At 66.1% G+C, this 21090-nt stretch carries 17 protein-coding genes and 1 pseudogene; 8 read left to right on the top strand and 10 right to left on the bottom strand.

Going from position 1 to position 21090, the window contains the following annotated elements; translation table 11 throughout:
- Positions 1-186: 186 nt before the first annotated feature.
- Positions 187-1137, bottom strand: coding sequence for an AraC family transcriptional regulator (locus tag AC3FJ6_RS11830; RefSeq protein ID WP_488772031.1), 951 nt, complete (start codon positions 1135-1137; stop codon positions 187-189).
- Positions 1138-1305: 168 nt separating this feature from the next.
- Between AC3FJ6_RS11830 and AC3FJ6_RS11825 the strand changes: the two genes are divergently transcribed.
- Both AC3FJ6_RS11825 and AC3FJ6_RS11820 read left to right on the top strand, forming a co-directional pair.
- A complete protein-coding gene (locus tag AC3FJ6_RS11825; protein WP_488772030.1) occupies positions 1306-2061 on the top strand; it encodes an SDR family NAD(P)-dependent oxidoreductase in 756 nt (251 codons plus the stop codon).
- 88 nt (positions 2062-2149) lie between these two features.
- Positions 2150-2995 carry a DUF3626 domain-containing protein gene (locus tag AC3FJ6_RS11820; protein ID WP_488772029.1) on the top strand — a complete coding sequence of 282 codons (846 nt, stop codon included), beginning with the start codon at positions 2150-2152 and terminating at the stop codon, positions 2993-2995.
- A gap of 17 nt (positions 2996-3012) precedes the next feature.
- Here the strand turns inward: AC3FJ6_RS11820 and AC3FJ6_RS11815 are convergent.
- Positions 3013-3573 (bottom strand): annotated as a pseudogene (locus AC3FJ6_RS11815) (NAD(P)H-dependent flavin oxidoreductase); the annotation flags it as partial.
- Positions 3574-3913: 340 nt separating this feature from the next.
- On the opposite strand from AC3FJ6_RS11815, the gene AC3FJ6_RS11810 reads away from it, so the two are divergent.
- Positions 3914-7711 (top strand): autotransporter outer membrane beta-barrel domain-containing protein, encoded by a 3798-nt coding sequence (locus AC3FJ6_RS11810; protein ID WP_488772027.1) that lies wholly within the window; start codon positions 3914-3916, stop codon positions 7709-7711.
- A gap of 41 nt (positions 7712-7752) precedes the next feature.
- Here the strand turns inward: AC3FJ6_RS11810 and AC3FJ6_RS11805 are convergent, their stop codons facing one another.
- Positions 7753-8637, bottom strand: coding sequence for a LysR family transcriptional regulator (locus tag AC3FJ6_RS11805; RefSeq protein WP_488772026.1), 885 nt, complete (start codon positions 8635-8637; stop codon positions 7753-7755).
- Positions 8638-8775: 138 nt separating this feature from the next.
- On the opposite strand from AC3FJ6_RS11805, the gene argC reads away from it, so the two are divergent.
- The 3 genes from argC to AC3FJ6_RS11790 all read left to right on the top strand — a co-directional run bounded on the left by argC (position 8776) and on the right by AC3FJ6_RS11790 (position 12519).
- Positions 8776-9699 carry an N-acetyl-gamma-glutamyl-phosphate reductase gene (argC, locus tag AC3FJ6_RS11800; RefSeq protein WP_488772025.1) on the top strand — a complete coding sequence of 308 codons (924 nt, stop codon included), beginning with the start codon at positions 8776-8778 and terminating at the stop codon, positions 9697-9699.
- Between the two features lie 722 nt (positions 9700-10421).
- Complete coding sequence (locus tag AC3FJ6_RS11795) at positions 10422-11090, top strand: response regulator transcription factor (RefSeq protein WP_488772024.1); 669 nt, start codon at positions 10422-10424, stop codon at positions 11088-11090.
- On the top strand, positions 11077-12519 hold the full coding sequence (locus AC3FJ6_RS11790; RefSeq protein ID WP_488772023.1) for a sensor histidine kinase: 1443 nt from the start codon (positions 11077-11079) through the stop codon (positions 12517-12519). Before AC3FJ6_RS11795 ends, AC3FJ6_RS11790 begins: the two co-directional genes overlap by 14 nt.
- On the opposite strand, the gene AC3FJ6_RS11785 is transcribed toward AC3FJ6_RS11790, so the two are convergent.
- The 7 genes from AC3FJ6_RS11785 to AC3FJ6_RS11755 are packed head-to-tail and all read right to left on the bottom strand — an operon-like array spanning position 12494 to position 19732.
- Positions 12494-12718 carry a hypothetical protein gene (locus tag AC3FJ6_RS11785; RefSeq protein WP_488772022.1) on the bottom strand — a complete coding sequence of 75 codons (225 nt, stop codon included), beginning with the start codon at positions 12716-12718 and terminating at the stop codon, positions 12494-12496. The genes AC3FJ6_RS11790 and AC3FJ6_RS11785 overlap by 26 nt on opposite strands.
- On the bottom strand, positions 12715-13500 hold the full coding sequence (locus AC3FJ6_RS11780) for a heme ABC transporter ATP-binding protein (protein ID WP_488772020.1): 786 nt from the start codon (positions 13498-13500) through the stop codon (positions 12715-12717). Before AC3FJ6_RS11780 ends, AC3FJ6_RS11785 begins: the two co-directional genes overlap by 4 nt.
- A gap of 1 nt (position 13501) precedes the next feature.
- Complete coding sequence (locus AC3FJ6_RS11775) at positions 13502-14449, bottom strand: FecCD family ABC transporter permease (RefSeq protein ID WP_488772370.1); 948 nt, start codon at positions 14447-14449, stop codon at positions 13502-13504.
- 41 nt (positions 14450-14490) lie between these two features.
- On the bottom strand, positions 14491-15330 hold the full coding sequence (locus tag AC3FJ6_RS11770) for a heme/hemin ABC transporter substrate-binding protein (RefSeq protein ID WP_488772019.1): 840 nt from the start codon (positions 15328-15330) through the stop codon (positions 14491-14493).
- Between the two features lie 19 nt (positions 15331-15349).
- On the bottom strand, positions 15350-16384 hold the full coding sequence (locus tag AC3FJ6_RS11765) for a hemin-degrading factor (protein WP_488772018.1): 1035 nt from the start codon (positions 16382-16384) through the stop codon (positions 15350-15352).
- Positions 16385-16437: 53 nt separating this feature from the next.
- A complete protein-coding gene (locus AC3FJ6_RS11760; RefSeq protein ID WP_488772017.1) occupies positions 16438-17775 on the bottom strand; it encodes an HmuY family protein in 1338 nt (445 codons plus the stop codon).
- A gap of 28 nt (positions 17776-17803) precedes the next feature.
- Positions 17804-19732, bottom strand: a complete 1929-nt coding sequence (locus AC3FJ6_RS11755) for a TonB-dependent receptor plug domain-containing protein (RefSeq protein WP_488772015.1) — start codon at positions 19730-19732, stop codon at positions 17804-17806.
- A gap of 237 nt (positions 19733-19969) precedes the next feature.
- Here AC3FJ6_RS11755 and AC3FJ6_RS11750 point away from each other — a divergent pair, with 237 nt between their 5' ends.
- Together AC3FJ6_RS11750 and AC3FJ6_RS11745 are read left to right on the top strand one after the other, a co-directional pair.
- The gene (locus AC3FJ6_RS11750) at positions 19970-20332 is read left to right on the top strand and encodes a hypothetical protein (protein ID WP_488772014.1); all 363 of its coding nucleotides are present in this window, start codon (positions 19970-19972) and stop codon (positions 20330-20332) included.
- Complete coding sequence (locus AC3FJ6_RS11745; RefSeq protein ID WP_488772013.1) at positions 20329-20958, top strand: HD domain-containing protein; 630 nt, start codon at positions 20329-20331, stop codon at positions 20956-20958. The genes AC3FJ6_RS11750 and AC3FJ6_RS11745 overlap by 4 nt, the downstream gene beginning before the upstream one ends.
- Positions 20959-21090 lie beyond the last annotated feature (132 nt).

The raw sequence follows: 21090 nt of genomic DNA, 5'->3' as shown, positions 1-21090 counted from the left end.
TTCCCAAGGATAGAACCTTCGCCAGTTTTTTTGGGTGCCCGGGATCGCCGCTCACAGGTGGCGCGTTGGGGCGGGCCCTTTCACCGTCACTGTGATGTCATGGGCGCGACAGACGCACCTTCGATTCCGTGAAGAAACGCCGACTGGATTTCCCTGGGCATCGAGGTTCGCAAGGACGGGGGTTGCCTACGCGCGCACGTTCAACATATCGCCCACGCAGGCAATTCCCTCGTCCTGCGCGGTGGATCGGTCGGGCTGGGCTCCTTGCATTGCCGCATCCCGGTCCTTTCCCGGCGGTAGGCCGAACATCCGGCGGTACTCGCGCGTAAATTGCTGGACACTTTCATAACCCACGGAAAACGCAGCATCGCTCGCCGAAATGCCTTCGGACGTCATCAGTCGACGTGCCTCGATGAGGCGCAACTGCTTCTGAAACTGTAGCGGCGACAGCGATGTCGCTGCCCGGAAGTGCTGGTAAAAGGACGACGCGCTCATGCCAGCGGCTGAAGCGAGGCGTTCAACCGGAAGCGGTTGAGCGAACTCGGTGCGCAGCAAAGCCACGGCCCGGGCCAGACGTTGAGCGTGACTCTGCGGACGGCCGATCTGCCGAATCACCGGGCCATGCTTGCCCACCAGCAGCCAGTAGTGGATTTCGCGCACCAGCTGTGCCTGCAGCACTGGTATTGCCGCCGGACGCGCAATCAGCCGCATCAGCCGCAGCGCTGCATCGGCGACGTCGGCGTCCGACGGTTCGACCTGCACAGGCGAATCGGGGGCGACCGGCCCGGGCATTATCTCGGCTGCCAATTCGGCGATAGCCGCCACATCGAGATCCAACACGAGGGAATAGTACGGCGCGTCAGTGCTGGCGCGCGTGATCTGGCTGATCGTCGGCACGTCCGACGTAATCAGCAGCGAATCGCCCGCGCTGAAGTCGAACGTCTGCTTGCCCATCGCCACGCGCTTGCTGCCTTGCAGGACAAGGCAGGCGAGCGGTCTGGAGATGGCATAGTCAATGCCGCTCGGGGCCGTCGCCCGGATGGCTGTCAGGCCCGGAATGGGAGTCCGGGCAATGCCGGTGGGACCGGCATGCGCCTCCGCATAGCGGCGCACGGCATCAAGCAACAGGTCACTCATCGTGGGGCAGGGTGGCGATTCATCACCTGCCATCGTAGCGGGTTCCCACGAACTGGGACACCACGTTTGGAGAAAAAGGCAAGGAAGAAAGAGATTCAGGCAAGGGATTCAGGCGTGCCAGGCGACAGAATGGACACCGGTTTTCCTCACACGCCAAGGAGTGTACGCATGACCACGATCTCTCTCGTCACCGGCGCCAGCCGAGGCCTCGGCCGCAACACGGCCCTGTCGATCGCCCGCAAGGGCGGCGACGTCATCCTCACCTACCAAAGCCGCGAAGCGGAGGCAAGCGCGGTCGTCACGGAGATCCGGAAGCTGGGCCGCAAGGCGGTGGCGCTGCAACTCGATGCCGGCGATATCGCCACTTTCCCCGGGTTCGCAGAACGGCTGAGATCCGTGCTGCGTCAGACCTGGCAGCGCGACAGCTTCGACCACCTTGTCAACAACGCGGGACATGGCGACGTAGCGCCGATCGCCGAGATGCGCGAGGCGGCGTTCGACATGCTCGTCAATGTGCATTTCAAGGGGGTGTTCTTTCTCACCCAGACGATGCTGCCGCTGCTTGCAGATGGCGGTCACATTGTCAATCTCTCGACGGGGCTGACGCGCGTATCGGCCGAAGGGTGGTCCGCCTACGCAGCGGTCAAGGGCGCCGTGGAAGTGCTCACCGTCTACATGGCCAAAGAGCTTGGCCCGCGCAGGATCACGGTCAACGCCGTAGCGCCGGGTGCGATCGAAACGGACTTCTTCGGCGGCGCAGTACGCGACACGCCGGCATTCAACCATTACTTCGCCGGGATGACGGCGTTGGGGCGCGTCGGGGTGGCCGACGACGTGGGTCCGATGATCGCCAGCCTGCTGTCGGAGGACAACCGCTGGGTCAATGCACAGCGAATTGAAGTGTCTGGCGGACAGGGAATCTGAGCGGGGGGCTAGACTTCGGCGCCCAGCTGCCGGCTTGCTCGCTGCCGGTAAAATTGGCCAAGTGTTCCCGTGAAACTTCCGCGCCACCATGTCATCCGCCCGAACCCCTGCCGCCCGTGCTTGGGCCTACGTTGCCGCGAGATCTGCAGGCCGGCCGGTCGATCCGGGGTGGCGGGTCACGCTGAACTTCCACCCGGACCGGATGGTTCGGGGGCGGCCGCTGCTGGCGGTGATGGCCGAGGATGGCGTGTATCGATCTCAATTCGAAACTGGCACCAGCAATGGCGGGCTGACCGCCTACCCCGGTGGCGATCGGTGGCAATGGGAAAGCCGGATCTTCGGGCAGGCCTATGACACCGCATCGCCTTCCGAGCGGCCGCGCTATGGCGCGCTGAATCTGGGTCATGCGCCAGCCGGCGCAGCGCCACGCTTTGGCTCGGCGCATCTGCGGCTTGCTTCCGGCGTACTGGATCGCACGACGTTTTGCCACCCGGACAGTGTCTATGGGCCGAGTCACTTCGGCGTGGCGGACCGCTTTGCCCTTGTAGAACGTCTGGCTGCCGTGGCGGGGCAGGGTGATCCGCTTGACCATTACATCGAGGCGCATGTTCACGGCGGGGTGCACATCGCGAGCGACGTGGACGCCATCGTACTTGACCCATCATTCCGGAATACGGAAGTCGAGGCGCTTGCGCATGCATTGCCCTGCCGCGTCGAATGGCACGCCGGTTTTCGGGCAGAAGCGGATTTGCTGCGCCAACAGCACGAATACCGCGGCCGGGCTGTCGCTGAACTTGCGGCGTTGCTTGCAGGCGATGACGGGCTGACACCGATGCGGATCGGCGAGGCCGTGCGCGTCGGCCAGCACGATCCGCAGATGCTCAAGCAGGTGTGGCATTGCCTGGCCCGTTTCGGGAACTGCAATCACCGGTAAGCCACTGTTCCGCGGTCTCACCCGCCGTGCAAGCGAAGACCAGCGGCGCATTGTTGCGCTTCCTCCCAGAGGCGTTGCGTGAGAAGCCCCGCGTCCTCATCCCGCGCCATTGCTGCGGCTTCGCCCGCCCAGAGAATCGAAAAATCGCTGTGTCCGCCTTTTTCATACGCGAAACGAAGCGGATCGACCGCACCGGTTGCCAGGGGGAGCGTTGGCGCTGCTGCACTCATCGGCCCTTGCTCGCGCATGAAGTGCGTCAACAATCCACGTGCCGGCCGGCCCGTGTAAAGATTGGTCAGGCGCGTCATGTCGTCACGTGCTGTGCGCAGGGCGGCGCGGTGAATGCCGGACCTGCCGGCCTGAGGCGTCATCAAGTGAGCCGTGCCCAATTGCACAGCACTCGCCCCCAGAGCAAAGGCTGCCGCAATACTTCTTCCGTCGGCAATCGCACCCGCTGCAATAACCGGCACGCTGACCGCATCCACGATCTGCGGTAAAAGCGCAAACAGCCCGGGTTGCGCATGGATATCGTTGGTCAGAAACATGCCTCGATGGCCGCCGGCCTCTGCGCCCTGCGCGAAATGGACCCGATGGCGCGCGGCCGTCTCGGCATCAGGCGAAACCGCAAGCAGAGAAATACGACAAGTTACTCGAAAAAATTACTAAATTGCATTTTTGCTAATTTGTCAGATCATAGACGGGCCAGTCACCGGCCCAGGGCCGGCGTCGGTCTATGCGGGTATCCGGGTCCGCCAGGGATTCGGGCAGCCACGGTCTGGGCCTGGTGGCGATTCCCCGCATGGCTAGGGATCGGCCCGAAAAGGTGACGATATGACGAGGGCGGGAAGCAAGCCCAGGTCCACGTGTGGTCATCCGCGCGCGAGAAGGCATCGTCCGACCTGTTTGGCGCAGGTCGTCATGGGCCTCGTCTATGCCGGCTGTGCACAGGCCCAGACCTACGTCACCCCGTCCGGCACCTATGGGCCGGGCGACTACAACGTTGCCTTCCAGTTTTTCGGGACCCACGGGACCATCCAGGGCAGCACGCGCATCTATCCGACGGGCACGTATCCATTCGGTGCCGGCGGGGCCGGCGTCTCGGTTGCCGGTGGGGGCTCAGCGACGATCGATCCTGACGCCGGAACCCAGCCGGGGGATATCGTCATCCAGTCCGACTATCGGTCGGGGGCGCCAAACGATGCCTTGTATGTGGCAAATGGCACCCTCACCGTCCTTGGCAGCACCGCTGACTCCTCGCGTCTTACCTACGCGATGGGGCACGGGCAAACCGTACACGGCATTTACATTCCGGGGGAGACGGGGCCTTCCATATTTGTGGGCGCACGGATGTACATGTCCGCTGATGGGACGGACGCCAATGCGATTCGCGGCTATGGCGGGTTTGCCGACGCTACCGTAAGGGATTCGACGCTCGTCGCCACTGGTGCGAACGGCCATGGTATCCGTTTGTGGAATCGGGCGGTCGCCACGCTCATCGACACTAGCGTGACGGCAACCGGGGCTGGCGCGTTCGGCGTCTTCGCCACGGACAATTCGACGATCGACACCACCGGAGGCTCGATCAACACGCGGCTCGAGAGCGCGCGCGGCATTTACGTCGATACGTCCGTGGCAAGGTTGAATGGCACAAGCGTGAACACAGAGGGCGCCGGCGCGTACGGAATCCAGGCGGGTGCGTCGAATCTGTCCGTCACCGGCGGCAGGATATCGACGATCGGCGGCACGGCGCACGGCTTGTGGATCTACAACGGTACGACGGCCACGCTGAACAGCGCGACGGTCGGCACAACGGGCGATAACGCGCGCGGCATATACGTCAGCGCGGCGGCCCGGGCCATGGCCAACCAGAGCGATTTCGGTACACAGGGCGTCGGTGCGACGGCAGCCTATCTCACCGGCGCGGGCTCGTCCCTGGCGATGACCGGTGGATCGCTTGTGACGGCCGGGACAAGCGCCCACGGTGCCTATGTGGCCGGCGGTGCGACGTTCGCGGCCACGGACACGACGATCTCCAGTGCGCTGGGCGTAGGCCTCTGGGCATTGGGAACGTCGGCAAGCCTTACGCGCGGGGCTGTGTCGGGGGGCCTCTATGCGGCCTTTCTCCAGGACGGTGCGACGTTGACCGCCAGCGGCACGACATTCACTGCCGGTGGTGGCGCGATACGCGGCGTGCAGTCCGCCGGTTCGAACCTCGACCTGACCGATGTCACGGTGAACACGTTGGCCACCAACAACTACGGCGTCTATGCCTACACCGGCGGCACGCTGAAGGCGCGCAACCTGGCGATCAATACAACGGGGCAGGGCGCCTATGGGATTCGCGTGATTGGCGTCCCGTCGGCCGATATCGCGGGCCTGACCGTGCGAACGTCGGGCGCCAATGCGCATGGCGCGGTCTTCGAGGGCGGCACCAACCCGTACACCGGAAGCGACTTCGATATCACGACCACGGGCGGCGGGATCGGACTCTATGCCTGGCAGCAGAGCGCAGTGAGCCTTGCGGGCGGGCGGATCGATACAGGAACCGCCGCCAGCGCGCATGGGCTCTATATCACGAACGCCTCATTGGACCTGCGGGCGAATGCCCAGGGTACCGGCGTTGGCGTAACGACCGGCGGCGCAGGCGCGAATGCGGCAGTCATCGGCGCCGGTGGCCGCCTCAATGCGACGAACGCCACCCTGCATGCGCAAGGCGCGAATGCCGCAGGGCTTTACATGTTCGGCGTGACGGACGCCGCTGCGGCCAGCGCGGTCGCAAGCGGCACGGTGGGAACGGCGCCCATCGCCCCGGTGAACGACGATGGCTCGCCCGGGGTCCTGGCAGTAATGGCGCCGCCCACTCCGCTCGCGGAACCATTGGGCGGGACCGAGGCGGTCACGCTGAACAGCAGTTCGGTCTTGTCGGACGCGGGCGCAGCCATTCGGGTGCTGGGCGGGAGAGCGACGATCGCAGCCAACCACTCTGTCATGAGTGGGCCGGTGGCGTTCCAGGTGCAAAGCCTGGCGAACGGTGCTGCGTCCACGCCTGGCATCGCCACCCTCAATGCCAACGCTTCGACGCTGACCGGCTCTGCACTGACCGAAGCGGGCAGCCAGTCCACGCTGAACCTTGCAAACGGCAGCCGGTGGAACGTCACCGGCAATTCAGTGGTCACCGCCCTCGCGAACGACAACAGCCTGATCGATGTGCAGGCGGCAGCCGGCCTGCCCCTTGGCCGCCTGCGCACGCTTGCCGCGAGCCCTATCCCCGGCAGCGCGTACCGCACGGTGTCGGTGACGGGCGACTACGTGGGCAACAATGGCGTTGTTGCCCTCAATACTTTCCTCGATGCCGGCGGCATGCTGTCCCAGCAGTTCACGGACCGGTTGCTGGTCGCCGGCAATGCCGGGGGGGCCACATCCCTCCATATCAAGCCCGTCGCAACGAGCCCGGGGTCCGTGACTTCGCCCAATGGCATCGTCGATGCGAGAGAGGGGATTTCCGTGGTGCAGGTGGCGGGCACGGCGTCGCCGAACAGCTTCTCGCTGCCCGGCGGCTACGTCACCGCCGCGAACTCTCCGGTCGCCTACCGGCTGTTTGCCTACGGGCCCGGCGCCGAAGGCGGCGCGGCGGACCCGGGCGGGGCGCTGGTGGGCAATGCCTCTGGCTACTGGGACTACCGGCTGCAAAGCGCCTATGTCGAGCCCGACGGGCCTGTCACGCCAAGCCCGAACGAAGTGCTACCCGCCGATGCCCGCCCGGAGGTGGCGCCGCAGGTGGCGTCCTATCTCAGTGCCGCCGCGTCCTTTCTGCATGCCGGCATTGTCGACCTGGACAATCTGCACCGGCGCCTTGGCGAGGTGCGCGACGACCGCGACCTTGCGCGCGACAAGGGACCAGGCGAGATGTTCTTCCGGGCCTACGGCGGAAACTTCAGGTATGCGACGAACGTTCCGTTCCAGCAGTTCGGCTACAACGCCACGGGCGACTATGCGGCCATCCAGCTCGGCGGCAACCTGTTCAAGGAAGAGCGCGACAACGGCATCTGGCGCTTCGGTGTTGCCGGGTCCGTCGGGTGGCTCAAGTTCTCGCCAATCGCCGTCGATGGCGCCAGCCGGACGCGGGCCACGATCTACCGCATCAACGGCTATGGCACCTACCAGAGCCGCAACGGGTGGTACGTTGACGGCATCGTGTCAGGCGGATGGTTCGATGGCGATGTGAGCACCGACGCGCGAGGCCGGACCAGTTCGATGAACGGTAGCGTGTTTGCGGCCTCTATCGAAGGCGGCTTCCCGTTTGCCATGCCCTACGGCATGAACCTTGAGCCACAACTGCAGTTGATCGGGCAGCATGTGGGGTTCAGCAACACGATCGACGCCGACAACCTGGAGGTCAATATCGGCTCGCAGAACCAGGTCGTCGGCCGGGCCGGGGTGCGCCTGACCAAACCGATGGCGGTCTCTGCCGGTCGCCTGACACCGTACTTTGGCTTCGACCTGCTGCACGCGTTCACCGGCGGCGCCAACGTGCAGGTGAGCGACATGCGGTTCGAATCGGGGAAGCTGGGCGATGCGTATCAACTGTCGCTCGGCGTGAACGGCATGCCTACCGCGAAGATGTCGCTCTACGGTCGCGTGTCGTATCAGCACGCCCTTGGCTCCGCCGGTGTCCAGGGATGGCTCTTCAACGCTGGCCTGCGTTATCTCTTCTAGCAGATGGCGCGGGATGAGCGACGTTGCCAGGCCCAAAGCGCCTACGCCAGTCGCAGATCGCGCAACAGATCCAGAACGTGTTGCGTGGATCGCTCGACGTGCCCGGCACGATGCGCGAGGCCGAGCCGGCGCCACAATGCCGGCCGCAGCGGACGCATGACAATGCGTTGGTCGGGGGGCGGCGCTGTCGCCTCATGGGGCAGCAGCGCGGCACCGTAACCAGCCGCGACCAGACTCTTGATCGCGTCGTTGAAGTTAAGCTCGATGCGCGGCGCAGGCTGATGCCCGGACGTCGCGAACCACTCGGCCGTCAGGCGTGAAAGACGCGTGGTCGCGTCATTGAGAATGAGCGGTTGGGCAGCGAGCCATTCTGGCGTGACGTGGGCCGGGCACTCCCAGTGCGCGGGCACGAAGGCCATCACGGGATCGCGCCGCCAGGGCTTGATGACGAGCCCGGCCACGGGTGGCTGCGGCAGGGCAACGAGCCCGATGTCCAACGTCCCATCCGCCAGCCGGGACAGCGTTTCATGCGAAGTCAGCACGGCGACCTGAATGTCGATGGCGGGATGCTGCTGGCGCAAGACCTCGAGCGCCTGCGGCAACAGATGCGCGATGGCGCCGGTCGAGGCCCCGATCCGCACGCGCCCTTCAAGGCCCTGCACCTGGCGTTGAATATCGTCCAAGGCCCGCTCCGCATCGGCCAGGAGCCGGCGCGCGCGCTCTATCAGCACCTCTCCGATCGCCGACGGCCTGACATGTCCGCGCTTGCGGGACAGCAGGGGTGCCCCAATGCGGTTTTCCAGTTCCGCGATATGGAGGCTGACCGTTGGCGGCGCCAGATGCAATGCACGCGCCGCATCGGCGAACGACCCACGGTCGGCGATGGCGACCAGAGTGCGCAGGCGGTCCAGGCTGATCTCTCGCATGTCGGCGTCCAGATTCAGGAAAACTGAATGTTCACGTTATAAAATTCAACTTTTCATATTGTAGCGGTCCGCCGAACATAGGGGCGCTTTCTCTTCGTCCTGCTTCTTCTTATCCAAAGTTTGCGGAGCATTTCACCTATGAGTTCTCCCGTGGTTTTCATCGATGGCGACCAAGGCACCACCGGATTGCTGATCCACGAACGGCTGCGTCACCGGACCGATATCAGGCTGATGACGCTGGCGGCTGCGGAGCGCAAGGACTTGCGGCGTCGCGCAGAAGCCATCAACGCCTGCGACATCGCCATCCTCTGCCTGCCGGACGCCGCCGCGCGCGAGGCAGTGGCCACCATTGTCAATCCCGCCGTTCGCGTGATCGACGCAAGCTCCGCCCACCGTACGCACCCGGACTGGACCTACGGATTTCCAGAGATGACGCCGGGCCAGGCCGGGCGCATTGCGAAGGCACGCCGGGTCACCAACCCCGGTTGCTACCCGACCGGTGCGATTGGCCTGCTGCATCCATTGGTGCAGGCCGGGCTGATACCGGACGACTACCCCATCAGCATTCATGCGGTATCGGGCTACTCCGGACGCGGACGCACCGGCGTGGAGGAATATGAGGGGCAGGCGGCCGCCAGCGCGCCGGCCTACCAGGTATATGGCCTGGAACTCGCGCACAAGCACACGCCCGAGATCCAGCAGCATGCCGGGCTCAGCCAGCCACCCATTTTCATGCCTGCCTACGGCGCGTTCCGGCAGGGCATCGTGCTGACGGTGCCGCTGGCGCTGCGTTTGCTGGCACCGGGGGTGGATGGCGCGACGTTACAGGACTGCCTCGCGCGCCACTATGCCAGGGCGGAGCATGTCCATGTATTGCCGCTGCAAGCGTCGCGCGATGTGAAGCATCTGGACCCGCAGGCGCTCAACGGGACGAATGACCTGCGTCTGAGCGTATTTCCCAGCAAGGCGCACGGGCAGGTACTACTGTCTGCGGTTTTCGACAATCTTGGAAAAGGCGCTTCCGGCGCCGCGATTCAGAACCTGGACCTGATGCTGGCGTAGCCCTGTGTTCCAGGTCGCCGAATGTCCCTTCCTGCCCCGCGAAGGGCCATTGGATTTCCCCGGGTTTGTCGCGATTTATCGACCGTGCGGTACGGGACGCGGGGGAGGCGGGTACGGCGTATTGCCGGGTATCTGAATATATGGCGCGACGATATACGGGTACGGGGCAGATCCGTTGACCTGCTGGTCATAGGCGGGGGCGTTCGGCTGGGTCGCCATGACACCGGCCCGGGGGAGCGGCGGGGTGTGCAACACCGTCGCATCACGCCGGCCATCGCTGATTCCGCGTTCGGTACTCAGAATCTGGGGCCGACTGCCCGTATCCGGCGCGGCATTGGCCGCAGACGAACCCAATGTCGAGAGCAAGATAATCGTCAAAAATCTCAGCATATCGACTCCACATATCCCTGTTGTCGCACCGCGTGACTCTGGCGCGATCGCGCCGGCAGTCCGGCCGGTAGCCCATTGCCAGGTCGCGACGGGCGCTTCCACGGAGCAATGGTAGTACGGAGGCTTACGGCAGGCGGACCACAAACTTGAGGTGCCAGCCGATTTTCCGGGCTTGACACTGCCGATGTCCGGGTGGACGACCCTCCGGCAAATTCCCCTGCAAATGAGAATGCGTCGCATGTAGAATCATGCCCAAACCGGACGATGACAACAGGTCCGGATGAAAGAAGGGTCGACGGGCGGGTGAACTTGGGCAAGGGGGGAAGACTGTCATGCGTGTTCTGATCGTGGAGGACGATCCGCGGGTGAGGCATTGGCTCGGCGCCAGGCTGCAACAGCAGGGGCATGCCTGCCGCCTGACGGACACCGGGGAACACGCGCTCGAACTGATCCGGGACGAAGCCTTCGACGCCGTCCTGCTGGACCGGATGCTGCCCGGCATCGATGGCATCGGCGTACTGCGTGCGTTGGCCGATCATCCGCATCCCCCCGTCATGGTGCTGTCCGCCGTGGACCAGCCAAGCGACCGCGTGGAAGGACTGCGTGCCGGCGCCGGCGATTACCTGGGCAAGCCCTTCGACTTCACTGAACTGTTGGCGCGGCTGGAAGGGCTGGCCAAGTGGCGTGCGCTACCGCACGGCGCAGACTGGGTCACGCGTCTTGAAGACCTCTGCATCGACTGGCGCGAGCGCCGCGTGTCGCGAGGCGGCCAACCGATCGATCTCACCGAGAAGGAGTTCGCACTGCTGCAGGTACTGGCCACCAACGTCGGCCGCACGGTCACGCGTGCGATGCTGCTGGAAAAGGTCTGGGGTTACCAGTTCGATCCACAGACGAACCTGATCGACGTTCACGTTTCGAAGCTGCGCAGCAAGATCGACCGCAATTTCCCGCGATCGCTGCTGCGTACGGTGCGCGCGGTCGGCTATGTCCTGGGCTGAGCGCGTTCATCTGCTGGAGACCAGGACTTTCCGCCATGCCTCGCTGGTGGCGTTCCTCTTCCTGCTGGTCGCCATCGGATCGGTCCTGCTGAGCGCGCATCAGATCGACGTGTTGCTGCACAGCCACGTGCGCGACATGGTGCTGGCCGATGTGCGTGCCAAGGAACACAGGCATCACTTGGCCGACGCCAGCCAGCTGGCCGTGGCGCTGACCCAGGAAGACGGCCGCGAACGCGAAGGCAGCAGGTCGCTGGTCCTGGCGCCATCGGGCAGGTTGCTGTTCGGCGATGCCAAGGTCAGGGCGGCGCTGCAATGCGAGCCCCCTTGCGACTTGCAGTGGCGCAATGTCACGGTGGGCGATACCAGTGCGCAACGTGCCCAGTTGTTCGGCGTGCAGGTGCCGCTGGCCGACGGCGGCGTGTTCTTCAGCGGCTACGACATCCTGCCCATGCGTGAACGGCTGCGCGTGTTTCCGCTGGTAGCCGGCGCGGGCCTCTTCGCGGTGCTGCTGTCGAGCCTGGCCATCGGGCTCTATTCCAGCGTGCAAAGCATGCGCCGGGTGGACCGCATCCGCAGCGCACTGCGCCGCTACGTGACCGGCGAACGCGACGCGACGGTGCCCTGCCGGCGCGATGGCGATGAATTCGACCTGCTGGGCCAGGACATCAACCATGTGCTCGATCGCGTGAACCGTCTGATGGAAGAGGTCAAGAGCGTAAGCAGCCATCTGGCCCACGAACTGCGCACGCCGCTCACGCGCATGCACAACCGCCTGGCCAACCTGGCGGAGAAAGTCGATGACCCCATGCGCGACGACGTGCTTGGCGCGCTGGAAGAAGGCGAGCGTATCCAGCGCATGGTCCGCGCGGTGCTTCGTATCGGCGAAGTGGAAGCCGGACGTTGCGAGCACGCGTTCGAATGGTTCGAGGTGCGCGGGCTGCTCGACGACCTGGCTGAATACTATGCGCCGCTGGTGTCGATGTCCGGCATGGCGCTGCGCATCGAAGCCGAGCCGGGACGCGAGCTGTACGGCGACCGCGCGCTGCTGTTCCAGGCGTTGTCGAACCTGATCGAAAACGCCATCAAGTATGCGCCGGAGGGCAAGGCGCTGGTACTGTTGGCGCGCCGCCGTGGCGACGGCATGGCGCTGGGCGTGGCAGACCACGGCCCCGGCATTCCGGCAGACCTGCGCGGCCAGGCGGTGGAGCGGTTCCGGCGTCTGGGTGCAACCTCGGGCCGGAAATCGGGCGGCGTCGCGCCATCGGGCAGCGGGCTCGGCCTGGCCCTGGTCAATGCCATCGCGGGGCTGCATGGCGCCCGGCTTTCGCTGGAAGAGAACCTTCCCGAGGGGCTTCTGGCCGTGTTGCTGCTGGACCGCCGCCAGTGGAGCGACAGGACGGGGCTCAAGGACGCGCTGCGCTGCCGATGAGACCATCGCGCATCCATATGGAATGCCGGGCGACGAATGGCCTTGCAGCGCCATCGGCGTCGGTAGCGCCCGGGGCAGGCACGCGCCCGAACACGGCAATCCAGAGCAGCACGGGCGGAAGTACCAGCGCCACGAACATCAGCGGGCCCGGCTTGTGCGCCAGCGCCTCTTGCAGGATCTGCTGCAGGCAATCGGTCATCCGAAGACGACGAATGGCACGCCCGCGTGCACCGGCGACGGCATCACCCTGGCGGGGATGCCATAGACGCACGCCAGCCTGATTTCCGTCAGCACTTCGGCCGGATCGCCGCAGGCGACGGCCCGGCCATCGGCCAGCAGCAGCAAGCGGTCGCACCAGCGAGCCGCCAGGTTGACGTCGTGCAATACCACGAGCACGGCCAGGCCATCGGTGCGGCTCAGCGTTCTGACGCTGTCGAGCAGCAGTAGCTGGTGGCGCGGGTCGAGGCTCGAAATCGGCTCGTCGAGCAGCAGGGCCCGATAGCTGTCGGCTGCCCGGCAGGCCAGCGTCTGCACCAGCGTACGGGCAAACTGCACGCGCTGTTGTTCGCCGCCAGACAGGCGCTGGTAGTCGCGGCCGGCCAGGTGTGCCACATCGGCCAGCCCGAGCGCGCGGCGTATCAGTGCGTCCAGCGCCCGTCGGTCGAGCTCGGGGAACGGATAGCCGCCCATGGCGACCACTTCGGTCACGTCCAGATCGAAGTTCAGCCCCGGCGACTGCGGCAGTACCGCGCGCGTGCGCGCCAGGGCGTGCGCAGGCCAGTGCGCCATGTCACGCCCGTTGAGCGAGACAGCCGACGCCGGGACGGCGATCTCGCCGGCAAGCGCACCCAGCAGCGTGCTCTTGCCCGCGCCATTTGCGCCGAGAATGCCGAGCACTTCGCCGGGGCGCAGACTCAGATCGATACCGGAGAGCACCTGTCGGCGCCCGCGGTTGCAGTGCAGATTCCGGGCGACCAGCACCTCATGCCCCCTTTCGCGTCAGCATCCAGAGCAGGAAGGGCCCGCCCGCAAGGCTCGTGACGATGCCGATCGGCAACTCGGCCGGGATCACCACCATGCGGGACAGCCAGTCCGCCAGTGTCATGGCAATGGCGCCGCCGGCCAGCGTGTTCGGCAGCAGCCAGCGGTGGTCCGCACCGAGCGGCATGCGCACCAGGTGCGGCACGACAAGCCCAACGAACGAGATCGTGCCGGTGACGGCGACGATGGGGCCCACCAGCAGGGCGGTCAGCACGATCAGCCGGCGGCGCAGCCGCTTGAGATCGAAGCCCAGGTGCAGGGCCTCGCGCTCGCCCAGCAGCAGCGCATTCATGGCGCGCCAGTCACGCAGCAGCAGCGCGCACAGCACAGCCACCAGCGGGACCAGCCACGCCAGCAAGGGCCACGTGGCGCCGGCGAGACTGCCCATGTTCCAGAACGTGAGGTTGCGAAGCTGCACGTCACTGGCCTGATACGTGAAGAAGCCGACAATGGCCGCGCAGATGGCGTTGATCGCGATACCGGCCAGCAGCAGGCTGGCCATGCCCCCCCGCCGCGCGCCGAGCCGGTAGGCAAACGACGTTGCCGCAAGGCTGCCGATGAACGCGGCGGGCGCGATGCCGGCCAGTCCGTCGGCGCCCAGCACGATGGCCGCCACCGCGCCGGCCGCACCGCCCAGCGAGATGCCGATCAGGCCCGGCTCGGCCAGCGGATTGCGAAACAACGCCTGCATGACCGCGCCCGAGAGCGCCAGCGCGGCGCCCACCGTGATGGCCAGCACGATACGTGGCAGCCGCACTTCGATCAGCACGTTGCGCCACATGGCATCGTCGCCGTCACCAGCGGCCGACCACAGCAACGGCAGCAGACGTTGGTGCGGAATCGACAGCGCGCCGCTGGAAGCTGTCCACAGGGCGGCCAGCACCAGCATGACGCACAGCGTGGTGAAGATGGCCAGTCGGTGGCTGCGCATCAGCGGTCCGCCGTTTGCCGGGCAGCCAGCCCCGTCTGCAACAGCCGAAGCGCCTCTGGCAGGCGGGGCCCGAAGCCCAGCAGCAGGAGATCGTCCATGACGACGATGCGCCGGTTGCGGGCAGCTGGCGTCGCATTGAGGCCCGGCTGCGCCAGGAACGCGTCGGCGCTGCCGCTGGCACCGACCGACATCGTCGTGGTGACGATCACGTCCGGCTTCAGGGCCGCGGCCGCCTCGGCCGAAAACGGCTTGAACCCGGTCTGGCTGGCCAATACGTTGGTGCCGCCCGCCAGCGCCAGCATGGCGTCACCGGCAGTCGCGGTGCCCATCCCCTGCATCTTGCCGGTGTGGCTGCTGACGATCAGCACGCGCACCGGCTGGCTGACCGCGCGGATGGCCCGCAGTTCGGCGTGCAGGCGGTCAACCAGCGCGCGGCCGCGCTCCGGCATCTCCAGCGCCGTGGCGGTGCCGAGAATGCGCTGGTCCAGCGCCGCCACGGTGGGCGCCGAAGGCAGCGTTACCACCTTGCTGCCGAGCTTGCGGATCTGTTCCAGTGCCTGGGGCGGACCGGCCTGGTCGGCGGCCAGTACAAGGTCGGGCCTCAGGCTGGCGAGCCCTTCGACCGACACCGCGCGGTAGTAGCCCACCTTGGGCAGCTTCAGCGCGGCAGCGGGGTAGATGCTGGACGAATCGGCGCCGACGAGCGTCTTTTCCGCGTCCAGTGCGTAGATGATCTCAGTGATCGCGCCGCCCAGGCCGACCACGCGGGCCGGCGGTGCGGCATGGGCCAGGCCTGCCGCGCACAGCAGGGACAACAGCGCAGAGCGCAGTAGTTTCATGTCGACTCCGGCAATGCGGTCAGGCGGCCAGTGCCGTCGGGCAGAGCGATTGCAGCAGCGCGCGCCACGCGCCCAGTTCCGGCTTGCCCGGCTTGCGCTCGCCAAAGAACTGGACGATCAGCTCACCACCGGCGCCGTACAGTTCCAGCGACGTCACCCAGCCATCGACCGTGGGCTTGTTGACGACCCAGCTCGACGCAACGGCCTCGGTGTTCAGGTGCAGGTTGAAGGCTTCGTCGAGCACGTTGAACCAGGGGCCGGTGCGCACCAGCTTGTGCACCGGGCCGGTATGGATCTGTACGATGCCCCGGTTGCCGACAAAGCACATGACGGGCAGCGCTGATTCGGCGGCACGGCCGAGCACGGTTTCGACGGCCGTGTTGTCCACCTGCTGGGCCAGGTCATTGCCGGCCGTGCGCAGGGCGCCCAGGCGCGATACCTTGAACTGCCGCAGCATGGCAAAGAAATCATGCGTGTCCTGGAGCCCCAGCCAGTGGGCACGCATGGCATCGGCGTCGGCAGGGGTCTCGGACTCGGTCACTGGCGCAACGGGCTCGGGCAGGACCGGCGTCACCGTCGCCACGGCATGGCGATCCACATATGCCTGCCATGCCGCGGCATCGGTGGCGTCGGTGCGGTAGACCTTGTGTACCGCTTCGCCGGCCCGGTCGAAAAACTGCAGGCTGTCGCGGCCATGCTCCGTGACGGCGTAGAAATACCGCCAGTTGCCGAAGAACATGCGAAGGTCGATGTCCGGCCCGAGCACGATGCCGACGGGGCCGTCCGCCTCGATGCCCTGATACTGGCCATGCCGTTCGTGAACGGCATGGTCGTTGCGCGACAGGGCCATCACCGGGCCGAGCGTGCCGAGATCACGGAACAGCTGCTGCGCCGTGCCGCCAAGCTGTCGCACGGCCACGCCGCATCCGGCCGCGACCAGTTCGGCCTCGCTGGCGCCAAGGCGCTGGGCGCGGTCGCGCATGCGCAGTTTCGGGTGGGCGTCGGCCAATGCCTGATGGCGCTGGCGCAGCGTCTCGATGCCTTGTTGTTCCATGTCCATGTGTGTCGTGAGGTGTCGCGGGTAGTCGCTCGTTCAGCAGTCGGGGCTCAGGGCTGGACGTCGAAGTGGATCGTCCACGTTTGCTGGCTGCTGTTCGCGTTCGGATCGGCGTAGGCGATCTTCGTCAGGTGGAAGCGCGCATACGTGCCGCCTTCGCCGCCGCGGATCAGGCCGCCAGCGTCGGGGTTGGCGCTGATCAGGTGCGCCACCGCCGGCAGGCCGTTGGCGGCGGCCGCCGCGGCGGTCGGGAAGTACGAATACCAGCCGAAATTCATCGGATTCGGGTACGCACCCGTGTAGGCCGGGTTCAGCACCGACGCCGTCGAATCCCTGATCCACTGCGCGGCGGCCGTGGGCAGGCGCATGTCGGCGGCGGTGAGATCGGCCAGCGTCGTGCTCACGTTGGTGGCGCTGGTGAATGCCGATGCCACCGGCTTGTTCGATGCGTCATAGAAACCGGCCGGCGTCTTGCCCACGAAGCCCGCCACCGTGCCCGTGCCCGATTCGCCGCCATTCAGCTTGACGTTGTAGCGGTTGAACGCGATATGCCAGGGGCCCGAGGCGGTGGTGACGGCCCGGTTGACCAGGTCGTAGTAGACCCAGTCGGCCGATGCATTGACCGAAGCGGTGTAGACCGTGCCCGGCGCGCTGCGATCCACGAAGCGGAAGCTCGGATAGCCGGACGTCGTGCCGCCCGCGCCGCCGTAGTAGCCGGTCACCTGCAGGGCGAATACCGGCGCCGCGGCGGTGCCCGTGGTGTCGGCCAGCGCGCTGTTGGTCGTGATCACGAAGGTACGGAAGGTCGGGTACAGCAGGTGATCGGTCGCCGCGCCGGTCACGCCGTATTCGAATGCGGCCGAGCCGATGTCGTTGGCGGTGCTGGCAAACACGCCGCTGGCCGAGTCCTTCAGGAATACCGTGGCAGGCAGGGCGCCATTGTCCGGATCGATGGTGGCGTTCTTCCAGGTCGCCAGCGTGGTCCAGGTGTGGTCGAACGGGCTGCCGAACGCGCCGCCGTTGCCGGTGCCGCTGGTGCCGCTGTTGGTCCACAGCTTTGCCGTGCGGCCGCCGGCTTCGGTCTTGACCTTCAGGTCCCACTCGGTGCCGGTACAGGCCGTTTCGGCCTTGGCGTTGAAGTCGTAGCACAGGGAATTGCCGGCGGCCGGCAATGCGAATGTCCAGTCGGCCGTCTGCGTGAATGCCGAGGTGGAGGCGGGCGGGGTCGTGGTGCCGCCCCCCGTGCTGCCGCCGCTGGTGCCGCCGGTCGTGGTACCGCCGCCGCTGTCGCCGTCGCCGTCGCCACAGGCGGCCAGCATCAGTGCCAGCGCGGCCGCGCCGATGACGCCCAGCGGGCGGCGATGCAGTGCAAGCGTGTCGTGGATCATGATCAGTGCTTCCCCGTTTGATGTCTCGTTAGCGGGCGACGTCGACGTTGAACCGCGCGCCCAGGTAGATAAAGCGCCCCGCCACGGGCCCGAAGTCACTGGCATTCGCAAAATCGCGCTGGCGATCGAACAGGTTGTTCACGCCGGCGAAAGCGGTCACGTTGCGGCCGATCTTCTGGTTCAGCACCAGATCGAGCGTGCCCCAGCCCGGCGAGCAGGCGCCGGTGGCGGAGTCGGTCAGTTCGCTGCTCTGGAAGCGCGCACGCGCCGACAGCTCCGTCGCGGGCAGGACACGCCAGTCGGCGCCCACGCGGCCCATGTGGCGCGGCCGGCGGGTCAGTTCGAGGCCGGTATCGAGGTCCTCGGTATCGGTGAACGTGTAGGCCGTGGTCAGGTTCAGCTGGCTGGTGGCACGCCAGCGCAACGATGTCTCGACGCCCTGCGTCCTGGCGCGCGCCACGTTGCGGTACGTGTAGACCGCGATGCCGTTGACCATGGTGAAGTTGGTCATGTCGGTCTGGATCAGGTCCGTCACGCGGTTGTAGAACAGGTTGGTGTCGAGGGTCACGCGGTCGCGCCAGCTCAGCTGGCCGCCCAGCTGGAAGCTGTTCGACGACTCCGGCTTCAGGTCCGGATTGCCCAGTACGACGTAGCCCAGCGAGCTGTGGTCGAACAGGTAATGGCGTTCCTTGAGGTTCGGCACGCGGTAACCCTGGCCGTAGTTGGCGCGCAGCACGCCTTTCCACGTGTCGTTGGACAGCAGGTTGGCGCGCACGCCTACCTTGGGCGCGAAGTGGCTGCCGAAGTCGGAATCGTGCTGGCCGCGCAGGCCGACCACCATCTCCCACGTGTCGTTGAACAGGATGTCGTTCTGCAGGTAGAGCTCGCCCGACTGGCGCTCGGCGCTGCCGGTGCCCGCCAGTTCCGAAGTGCCATTGACCGACTGGTCGAGGGTTTCGCGATGGAAGTCGCCGCCGAACTGCCACAACTGGCGATACCAGGCCGGCAGGTCGAACTGGGCGGAAACATGGTCGGTCTGCTGGGCGGCGTTGCGGACCGAGGTCTGGGCGCCGTTCGAGTATTCGCGCGACGTGCTGTCGTAGGTTTCATGCACGCCGGCCAGCCGTGCCCGCACCCCGTTGTCGAAGCGCCATTGGCCGCCGTAGGTGTATCGGTTGCGGTCGATGTCCTCGGTCTTGCGCTGCGGCACGTAGCGGGGCGGCGCGTAGTACTGATACCGTTGCTCGTCGGTCTCGCGGTAGGCGCTGGCGTCGAACCAGAAGTTGCCGGCCTGGGCGGGCAGCCATTCCAGGCGCCCTGCGTATTGTTCACGCCGGATCTTGTCGCCGTGACGCGTCCAGCCGTCCGGATCGACGGCAAAGCCCTTGTTGTCGAGCGCATCGGCGCTGACGCGCGCCCGGATCTTCCCGGTGCCCCCTTCGAGCCGGATGTTGCCGTGCAGGGCGCCGGGCGAGCCATCGGCATTCTGGGCGCCATAGCTGCCGGCATCGGCCGTGACGGCCCCGGAGAACCCCTTGGCAATCGGGCGCGTGATCACGTTGATGACACCGCCCATCGCCGAACTGCCGTACTGGGCCGAACTGGCGCCCTTGACCACCTCGACACGGTCCACCTCGGTCAGCAGGTATTGCGAGACATCGACGGTGGACCCGGTACTGGCCGAGATGGGGAGCCCGTCGATCAGGATCAGCACCTGGTCGCTTGTCATGCCCTGCAGCGTGACTTCATAGCCGGACTTGCCGTGGATCTCGCGCAGTTGCAGGCCGGGCACGTTTTCCAGCGCATCCTTGAGCGTGCGCGCATGGGTGCGCTCGATTTCCTGGCGGTCCACCACCTCGGTACGGATCGGGGTCTCGTCCAGCGTTTTTTCGCTCCGGGTGCCCGTGACAACCACCGTTGGCAGGGGATCGCCGGAACCGGTCTGCTGGGCTCGCACATGCGGCGCTGCGCAAAGGAGGGTGCCGGCAACGAGGGCAAGGGTTTTCAGGCGCATTCGGGGCGGAACCGGCGGTCTACCGATCCGGTCATGACAAACGAGCCTCAAATGATAATGATTCTCGTATGCATCTTCCGTTAAGAATGCTTAATGAAGCGCCCGGCCGCCGCGGCAGCCGGGCGTGGGGCGTCCGTGCGTTATATTCGGCGCGTTGACATCACAGCCGGGCAGTAGCGTATGGACAAGAAACGGATTCGGGTATCGCACGTGGCGGTTCCCGGCAATCTCAGTGTGCTGAAACTGAAGGGCTACCTCAGGACAGCCATCGCCGATGTGGCCAAGGGCTCGGACGACAACGAGATCCTGCTGGTCAAGGTGCTGGTGCCGCAGGCGCTAGGCCTCAAGGCCGGAGAAAAGCTGTTCGACAAGGTGCTGCAGGGCATCGTCGACAAGGATTCGCGCGTGCGCCGGGTGTCGGTCGAGTTCGTGGACGGCGAGATCACCGCCGACAAGATTGCCGCCAGCGAGGCGCGTACCCAGAAGGAGATCGATGCCTACGGGCATCTGCTGGAAGACGAGCCGGACGAAACGGCGCCATGAACCTCTCCGATCTTGAACGTCAGCTGGCATTTCTGCGAGAGATCGACCGGCTGAAGAGCGTGGTGCGGATGTCGCCGTTGATCGACCAGTCGCGCCGCGAGAACAGTGCCGAGCATTCATGGCACCTTGCCATGTACGCGCTCGTGCTGTCGGAACATGCCGCGGCGCCGGTCGATGTGGTGCGTGTCGTCAAGATGCTGCTGCTCCACGATATCGTGGAAATCGATGCCGGCGACACGCCGCTTCATGCTCCGTCGCGGCAGACCGCCCAGGCCGCCCAGGCCGCCCGGACCGACCAGGCGGAGCGGGAGCAGCGGGCCGCGCAGCGGATCTTTTCGTTGCTGCCGGCAGCGCAGGCCGCCGAGTTTCGCCGGCTGTGGACCGAATTCGAGGCGGCCGAAACGGATGACGCGAAGTTTGCCAAGTCGCTGGACCGCTTTCAGCCGCTGCTTCAAAACGTCGCCACCGGCGGCGGCACGTGGATTGCGCCGGGGCTCGATGAGGCGCAGGTCGTCGCCCGCTACGGGCCGACCATCGAGCGTGGCGCCCCGGCGCTCTGGGAAGCAGCCGCCAGGCTGGTTCGGGCGCATTTCCGCGACTCGCAGGCCGCGGACGATAGCCCCTGAGGCCTCGGGACGGATTTGAATCGAAGGGCATCCGCGAGGGTGCCCTTTTTTGTTGTGGGCAGGGCGGGGCGGCCTGACCGCCGGGCGCATTTCGGATCGGTACGGGTCGCATTCCGGTTCGAATCCCGCGCG

It is taken from the genome of Cupriavidus sp. 94F1 (assembly GCF_057798875.1).
The sequence above is the reverse complement of the archived record's forward strand: the minus strand, read 5'-3'. Positions and strand labels throughout refer to the sequence as shown.